Source organism: Senegalia sp. (in: firmicutes) (genome assembly GCF_052088025.1).
In the GTDB taxonomy this organism is placed as follows: domain Bacteria; phylum Bacillota; class Clostridia; order Tissierellales; family SIT17; genus Anaeromonas.
Genome location: NZ_JBQCYD010000070.1, coordinates 1 through 6821 on the forward strand (window position 1 = coordinate 1; position 6821 = coordinate 6821).

Here is a 6821-nt window from a genome sequence, read left to right on the forward strand (position 1 = left end):
TAAAGATTTTATTGAATTTTCGATAAATCAAAGTTTAAGTTTTGTAGAATATTTAAATATCCTTGTTGCTGAAAGTAAAGCAGTAAGTAATAATGAAATAGCTGTAGTAGTAATTAATCATATTAGACGTGAATCAGAATATTTAATTGGAATTATTAAAGCAGCTTTAAAATACTTTTAACTATAATCTTATGATCTGAAATTCCTCCACTTACTTTTTTAATTGAAGTGGAGGTTTTCCTTTATATAATTTAAATACTATATATTTTCAACAAATTGAATCTTTAATCCATTTGGATCGCGTACAAAGAAGAATTTTACATGTGGATTTGGTTGAATAGGTCCTGCTTCAATAGTTATTTGATTATCTTTAATTTTCTCAATCATCTCATCTAATGATTTAATTTCAAATCCCCATGAAATATCATTTCCTAGATTAACTTGCTTTTGATCATCATTACATATTAATTCAATCTTTGTTTCTCCATCACCTAAAAATGCAATTTCAGTATTAGCTCCTGCATTAAATCTTCTATCTACCTTTAATCCAACTATTTCTTCATAAAATTTTAATGATTCTTCCATATTATTAACATTTAATGTACTCCAGCAAAATTTCACAATAACCCTCCCTATATTTTTTCATAAAAGTCTTCTTATTTAACCATTTTAGATAAGATTTTAAACTCATCAGTGGCAGATTTTTTCAATAAGTCAAATACTATAGTCTCTGTATTTGTAATCACAGCTCCCATATCTCTCATTAAATCAAGTCCATTTAAATAATTTTCTTTTGTTCTAGATGTAACTCCATCACGTGCTATATATACATTATAATCATCTTCTAACAAATTCCTAGCTGTTTGAAATACACATACATGGGTTTCCATCCCAACCATTATAATTTTCTTTCTACCTAATTTATCTAAATGATTCTTAAATTCATCAGTACATGCAGAAAATTGTAGTTTTTCTATCTTTGTATCTTCATTTAATTCTTTTTCCAATTCCTCTACCGTTGTACCTAAACCTTTAGGATATTGTTCAGTTACAATTATAGGGATATTCATTTCCTTTGCTGCTGCTATAAGAATTTGGGTGTTTTTAACTACCATATCTTTATAATCCATTACAGGTGCTAATTTCTCCTGAATATCTATTATAACTAATACCGATTCTTCTCTTTCTAATGTGAACTTATCCATATATACATTCTCCTTAAAATTTATTTTTTCTTCATCAGTAATATATATATCCTATTACTCAGCTAACTAATCTATTAATTACTTAAAAAATCTTTTAATACACATTTTAAATTAGGTTCTCCTATTTCTTGTAAACTATATCCAACTCTTACTATTTCTTTATCTGTCTCTATAATTCTTTTAATATCTATTGGTGTTCCAGATACTATTAAATCACAATCAATATTATTTATCATTTCCTCCAACTCATTTATTTGTTTATCACCATACCCCATTGCTGGTAATATAAGTTCTAGATGATTATATTTTTCATATGTTTCTTTTATGCTACCTATTGCATAAGTCTTTGCATCCACTATTTCTTTAGCACAATATTTTTTAGCTGCAACCACTCCTGCACCATATTTCATTCCACCATGAGTAAGTGTAGGTCCATCTTCTATTACCAAAACTTTTTTTTCTTTTATCTTATCACCTTGTTCAACTTTTATTGGTGATGCGGCTTCTATTATCTTTGCATCTTTATTATATTGTGTTATAACTTCTCTTACAAGTTCTATATCTTTCTTATTTGCAGAATCTATTTTGTTTATAACTATTACATCTGCCATTTTTAAATTTGTCTCACCAGGATGATAAGTAATTTCTTGACCTGCCCTTAGTGGATCTACTAATACTATATTTAAATCGGACTCATAAAATGGAAAGTCATTATTCCCTCCATCCCATAATATTACATCAGCTTCTTTTTCTGCTTCTCTTAATATTACTTCATAATCAACTCCAGAATAAACTATTATACCATTATCTATATGTGGTTCATATTCTTCCCTTTCTTCTATAGTACATTTATGCTTATCTAAATCCTCATATGTGGCAAATCTTTGACAAATTTGTTCCTTTAAATCTCCATAAGGCATGGGATGACGAATGGCAACTACCTTTTTACCCATACTTGTAAGAATCTCTGATACTTTTCTTGTTGTTTGACTTTTCCCTACTCCAGTTCTTACTGCACATACTGATATGAGGGGCTTTGTAGATTTTATACTTGTATTTTCTGGCCCTATTAACCTAAAATCTGGCCCTTTACTTAGTACTGTAGATGCTTTGTGCATTACATCTAAATGTGAAATATCACTATATGCAAATATTCCTTGTTTAACTTGCTTTTCTTTTATTAAGTTTTCTAAATCCTTTTCAGGATAAATAGAAATTCCATCAGGATAAAGATCTCCTGCTAATTCTTTTGGATATTTTCTACCATATATATCTGGTATTTGAGTTGCAGTAAATCCAACTACATTATACAGTTCATTATCTCTAAAATAAGTATTAAATACATGAAAATCTCTACCTGCTGCTCCCATTATAATTACATTGATTTTTGTCATAAAACCCCTCCTAATAAATAAAAAAACCCTTCAGTCTCTATGAAAGAGACGAAAGGATTTTCGCGGTACCACTCTAATTGAAATAGATTAACTATTTCCACTCTAATTTTTAACGACTTTTTAGCCGATAATCTTCATGGGCTCTTTTCAATATAGTTCCATTTGTTAGACTCACACTCTACTCTAACTCGCTTTAAACTTTCCTATATTTAATCTTCCAATCATAAGATTTTTTATATTTTCTTGTATTAATTTTAAATTATACATGAAGTTATTAATAAATGCAATAACTTTTTTAATTTTTCGTAATAATTTTATTGGTGTTATTATCTTATAATCTCTTATCTTATGATACAATATTTAATAGATAAAAATAATATATAGATAGGGGATTTTTATGAATATCTTTTTTCACATTTTAACAAATAATATTACTCCAATATTTTTTCTGATATTAATAGGTTTTGTATTAAATAAAATTTTTGATTTAGATATGTTTACCTTAAGTAAACTGAACTTTTATGTATTTGTTCCTTCTTTTCTTTTAGTGAATATTTATAATGCAGATTTGGATATTAAATTCTTAAAGGTTTTTGTCTTTGGTATATTATTAGTTGCTTTTAATTATATATTAGGCATATTAATTTCTTTGTTATTAGGCTATAGTAATTCTTTGAAAAATGCTTTTATTAACTCTATTACTTTTATAAATGCCGGTAATATTGGAATACCCCTAATAACTTTAATTTTTATCAACTCACCTTATGTTGATATGGCAATTGCAACCCACATAATAATATATCTGACTCAAAATATCTTTACAAATACAATTGGATTTTATAATGCTAGTAGGGGAAATAATGATTGGAGAAGGTCTATTATAGCTGTTTTTAAAATACCAGTTATTTATATAATTCCAATAGCATTTTCACTAAAGTATATTCCATATGACTTTAGTGAAAATCCGCTTTGGACTGGTATTGTGTATGCTAAATCTGGAATGATATCTTTTGCTTTAATAGTCCTTGGAATTCAATTATCAAAAACCAGAATATCCTTTAAAAATTACTCAGTCTATCTTTCTAATATCATTAGACTTATAGGTGGTCCTATTATAGCTTTTATATTAATTAAATTTTTAAATATAAATAATATTATGGCTCAAACTCTTATGGTATCATCTAGTTTACCCACAGCAATTAACACAGCTTTAATAGCTGTAGAACATAATAACGAAGCAGAGTTTGCATCACAAGCAGTCATGACATCAACTATACTTAGTGGGATAACACTATCTATTATAGTTTCTATATCAAGAATGTTGTTTCCAATATAAAAGCAAGTCTTCTATCGTGAATATTTAAACTCTCTTAAAAGATTTTTTTGATCATTTGTTAGCTTCATTGGTTTATCATCTAACACACAAATAGTTCCAAAGAATTCTCCATCAGGTCATTTTATAGGAAGGCATGACAAAGATAATCATTACCTATATCATTATAATAAACTAAAATTCAATTTTTTCTAGATATAGCCCACATGCATCTGCTAAAATATTTATTTGATTTCTTTCTTTAGAATTTATTGTTCTTGATATATCTTTTGCTTTCATTTGTCTTAATCCAACCTCTATTAATGCTCCGACGATTTTTCTAACCATATTGTAAAGAAATCCGTTACCTTTAATTCTAATTTCTATAAAGCCTTCTTTTTCTTCTATATCTATAGAATATATTTCACGTACCATAGATTTTTTCTTGGATTTAGCATTTGAAAATGCAGTGAAATCATGTTCACCTATAAAAAAGTTAGATGCTTCTTTCATTTTTCTGATATCAAGTCTTTGTTGAACATGCATACTATACTTTCTTGCAAAAGGATTTGAATATTTTTTATTCCATATCTTATAGATATAAGTTTTTTCTTTAGCATTATATCTTGCATGGAAATTTTCATTAGTTATTTTAACTTGCTTGATATTAATATCATTAGGTAAATATTTGTTTAAATAATCTTGAATTTCAAATTGATCAAGCTCTTTATTTGTTTTAAAATTAGCTACTTGATTAAGTGCATGAACTCCTGCATCTGTTCTACTAGAGCCAATTATTTGAATTTCTCCTCCTATCATTTTAGATAGAACTTCTTCTATCTTTCCTTGAATTGTATTTTTATCATCACCTAACCTCTGCCACCCCTTATATCTGCTACCATCATATTCAATATTTAATTTATAATTATTCATATCTTTCTCCTTTTCTTAAAAGCTCATCATTTTAATTTCTAAAATTTACTACATACTTATTATAATATATTATTTGGTATTTAGATAGCTAATATACTACTTTACAAGTTTAGTTCCCTAAAGATTAGAATAGTTTAATTAATAACAACCTCTATAATATATTTGTCCTATTTATTATAAGCTCTTGAATATTCCTATTTTAAATCTCATATGTATATATTTTCTCCCTTTACATAAGATATTCCTTGAAATCTTTTTTAGGAGGTTGTTTATTATGGAAAAATTTCCAATTATACATACAAACTTTTGGGATGCAACTATGGCAGTGCCTATAGTTTTAGTACTTACTCAAACTATTAAAATACTTTTACCTATTAAATCTGTTTATATTCCATCAATTGCAAATTTAATAGGACTCTTTATCTCAATTTTTTTTGCACATAAAAACAACTTAAGTGCTGGTATATTTATGGGCCTGTTTTATGGAAATGCAGCGGTAGGAGTTTACTCTTCACTTAAAACATCTTGGATTGCTTATAAGAAAAAGCATAAAAAATGAATGATTTAAAAACATTACATATTTATAGCAAATAAAAAAAACAGGGTATTTTTATCCCTGTTAATTCATTGTTTCTAAAATTTAAAAATACTGTCTTTATTGAAAATTTTTCATATTTAGAGCTTTGTTAATAGTGTCTTGGATTACAGGACTACAACATTTCCCTAAAGGGTTCTTGATTTCACACTCACTATTTTTCATTGCTCCTGTAATTCTTATAATATCCTTCATGCCATTTGCATTTTCGTTTAAGACAGCATCAATGATTTGTTGTTCTGTCACCTGATTGCAATAGCATATATATTTAGGATTAGCATCCTTTTTAAACCAAATAGGAATTTTGATATAATCTTTTTTAATGACTAAACTTTTGTCAGAATTAAAATATACTACATCACAATCTGCATTTAAGCATATGTGATATTTATTATTTCCTACTTCATCTATAAGGTTATCAACAACGAAATTCTTTATAGTTATTGATTTGACTTTTTCAGTTTCCCCATCACAAACTGGACATTTGTATACTTCTTCTACTGGACCAGTAGAATTATCATCACTACCTCAACAAGACATTTTAGGTTTTTCAATTTCCATTTTTATACCTCCACTTTTCATCCTACTTGTTTGAACCAACCGCTTGTGCCATTTGCAATTTTAACAAGAGCTAGCATTACAGGTACTTCCACTAATACACCCACTACTGTGGCAAGTGTTGCTCCAGATTGTAATCCGAATAATGATATTGCTACTGCTACTGCTAATTCAAAAAAATTACTTGCACCAATCATAGCTGCAGGTGCTGCAATATTGTGCTTTAGTTTCCATGTTTTTGCCCATAAATAGGCTATAAAGAAAATCAAAAATGTTTGTATAATCAATGGTACTGCAATCAGTACAATATGAACTGGATTATTTAGAATAATTTCTCCTTGGAACGAAAATATGATAATTAAAGTTAAAAGTAATCCCACTATAGTAGTATTATCAAATTTCTTTAGAAATACATTTTCAAAATAATCTAATCCCTTATTCTTAATGATGTATTTCCTTGATAGATATCCACCAAGTAGTGGAATTACTACAAATAGTACCACTGATAAGATTAATGTATCATAAGGAACTATTACATTACTTACACCTAAAAGGAATGCAACTATTGGTGTAAATGCAAGTAACAGAATAATATCATTAACTGCAACTTGAACTAATGTATAAGCTGGGTCACCCTTTGTTAGATGACTCCAAACAAACACCATTGCTGTACAAGGTGCTGCACCTAGAAGTACTGCGCCTGCTAGATATTCATTTGCTAAATCTGGTCCTATCCAAGCTTTAAAAACAACTTTCAAGAAAAAGGTTGCTATCAAATACATTGTAAAAGGTTTAATTAACCAATTGGTCACACAAGTAACTGT

Annotated in this window: 7 protein-coding genes, 2 pseudogenes and 1 other annotated feature; of the genes and pseudogenes, 3 read left to right on the forward strand and 6 right to left on the reverse strand. The window is 27.9% G+C overall.

Going from position 1 to position 6821, the window contains the following annotated elements:
• A pseudogene (locus tag ACTHUW_RS12140) lies at nucleotides 1-181 on the forward strand (DUF2935 domain-containing protein); the annotation flags it as partial.
• Nucleotides 182-258: 77 nt separating this feature from the next.
• Here the strand turns inward: ACTHUW_RS12140 and ACTHUW_RS12145 are convergent.
• The 3 genes from ACTHUW_RS12145 to ACTHUW_RS12155 form a co-directional block, all read right to left on the reverse strand.
• Complete coding sequence (locus tag ACTHUW_RS12145; RefSeq protein ID WP_442198516.1) at nucleotides 259-621, reverse strand: VOC family protein; 363 nt, start codon at nucleotides 619-621, stop codon at nucleotides 259-261.
• A 35-nt stretch (nucleotides 622-656) separates the two neighbouring features.
• Nucleotides 657-1205, reverse strand: a complete 549-nt coding sequence (locus ACTHUW_RS12150) for a hydrolase (protein ID WP_442198515.1) — start codon at nucleotides 1203-1205, stop codon at nucleotides 657-659.
• A gap of 74 nt (nucleotides 1206-1279) precedes the next feature.
• On the reverse strand, nucleotides 1280-2599 hold the full coding sequence (locus ACTHUW_RS12155) for a cyclic 2,3-diphosphoglycerate synthase (RefSeq protein WP_442213432.1): 1320 nt from the start codon (nucleotides 2597-2599) through the stop codon (nucleotides 1280-1282).
• Nucleotides 2600-2640: 41 nt separating this feature from the next.
• Nucleotides 2641-2833 (reverse strand) — a binding site (T-box leader).
• A 163-nt stretch (nucleotides 2834-2996) separates the two neighbouring features.
• Between ACTHUW_RS12155 and ACTHUW_RS12160 the strand changes: the two genes are divergently transcribed.
• The gene (locus ACTHUW_RS12160) at nucleotides 2997-3935 is read left to right on the forward strand and encodes an AEC family transporter (protein WP_442198513.1); all 939 of its coding nucleotides are present in this window, start codon (nucleotides 2997-2999) and stop codon (nucleotides 3933-3935) included.
• A 171-nt stretch (nucleotides 3936-4106) separates the two neighbouring features.
• Here the strand turns inward: ACTHUW_RS12160 and truA are convergent, their stop codons facing one another.
• Entirely contained in the window at nucleotides 4107-4844 is a 738-nt protein-coding gene (gene truA / locus ACTHUW_RS12165) for a tRNA pseudouridine(38-40) synthase TruA (protein ID WP_442199685.1), read from the reverse strand.
• A gap of 274 nt (nucleotides 4845-5118) precedes the next feature.
• Here truA and ACTHUW_RS12170 point away from each other — a divergent pair, with 274 nt between their 5' ends.
• Nucleotides 5119-5403 carry a hypothetical protein gene (locus ACTHUW_RS12170; protein WP_442198511.1) on the forward strand — a complete coding sequence of 95 codons (285 nt, stop codon included), beginning with the start codon at nucleotides 5119-5121 and terminating at the stop codon, nucleotides 5401-5403.
• Between the two features lie 96 nt (nucleotides 5404-5499).
• On the opposite strand, the pseudogene ACTHUW_RS12175 reads toward ACTHUW_RS12170, so the two are convergent.
• Both ACTHUW_RS12175 and arsB read right to left on the reverse strand, forming a co-directional pair.
• Nucleotides 5500-5964 (reverse strand): annotated as a pseudogene (locus ACTHUW_RS12175) (Csac_0668 family 2Fe-2S cluster-binding (seleno)protein); the annotation flags it as partial.
• A 53-nt stretch (nucleotides 5965-6017) separates the two neighbouring features.
• A partial coding sequence (gene arsB / locus ACTHUW_RS12180; protein WP_442213434.1) for an ACR3 family arsenite efflux transporter occupies nucleotides 6018-6821 on the reverse strand: 804 nt, incomplete at its 5' end.

Coding starts and splice junctions, on each gene's coding strand:
- ACTHUW_RS12155 (WP_442213432.1), bottom strand. CDS start 2,599: ATGACAAAAATCAATGTAATTATAATGGGAGCAGCAGGTAGAGATTTT.
- ACTHUW_RS12150 (WP_442198515.1), bottom strand. CDS start 1,205: ATGGATAAGTTCACATTAGAAAGAGAAGAATCGGTATTAGTTATAATA.
- ACTHUW_RS12160 (WP_442198513.1), top strand. CDS start 2,997: ATGAATATCTTTTTTCACATTTTAACAAATAATATTACTCCAATATTT.
- ACTHUW_RS12170 (WP_442198511.1), top strand. CDS start 5,119: ATGGAAAAATTTCCAATTATACATACAAACTTTTGGGATGCAACTATG.
- truA (WP_442199685.1), bottom strand. CDS start 4,844: ATGAATAATTATAAATTAAATATTGAATATGATGGTAGCAGATATAAG.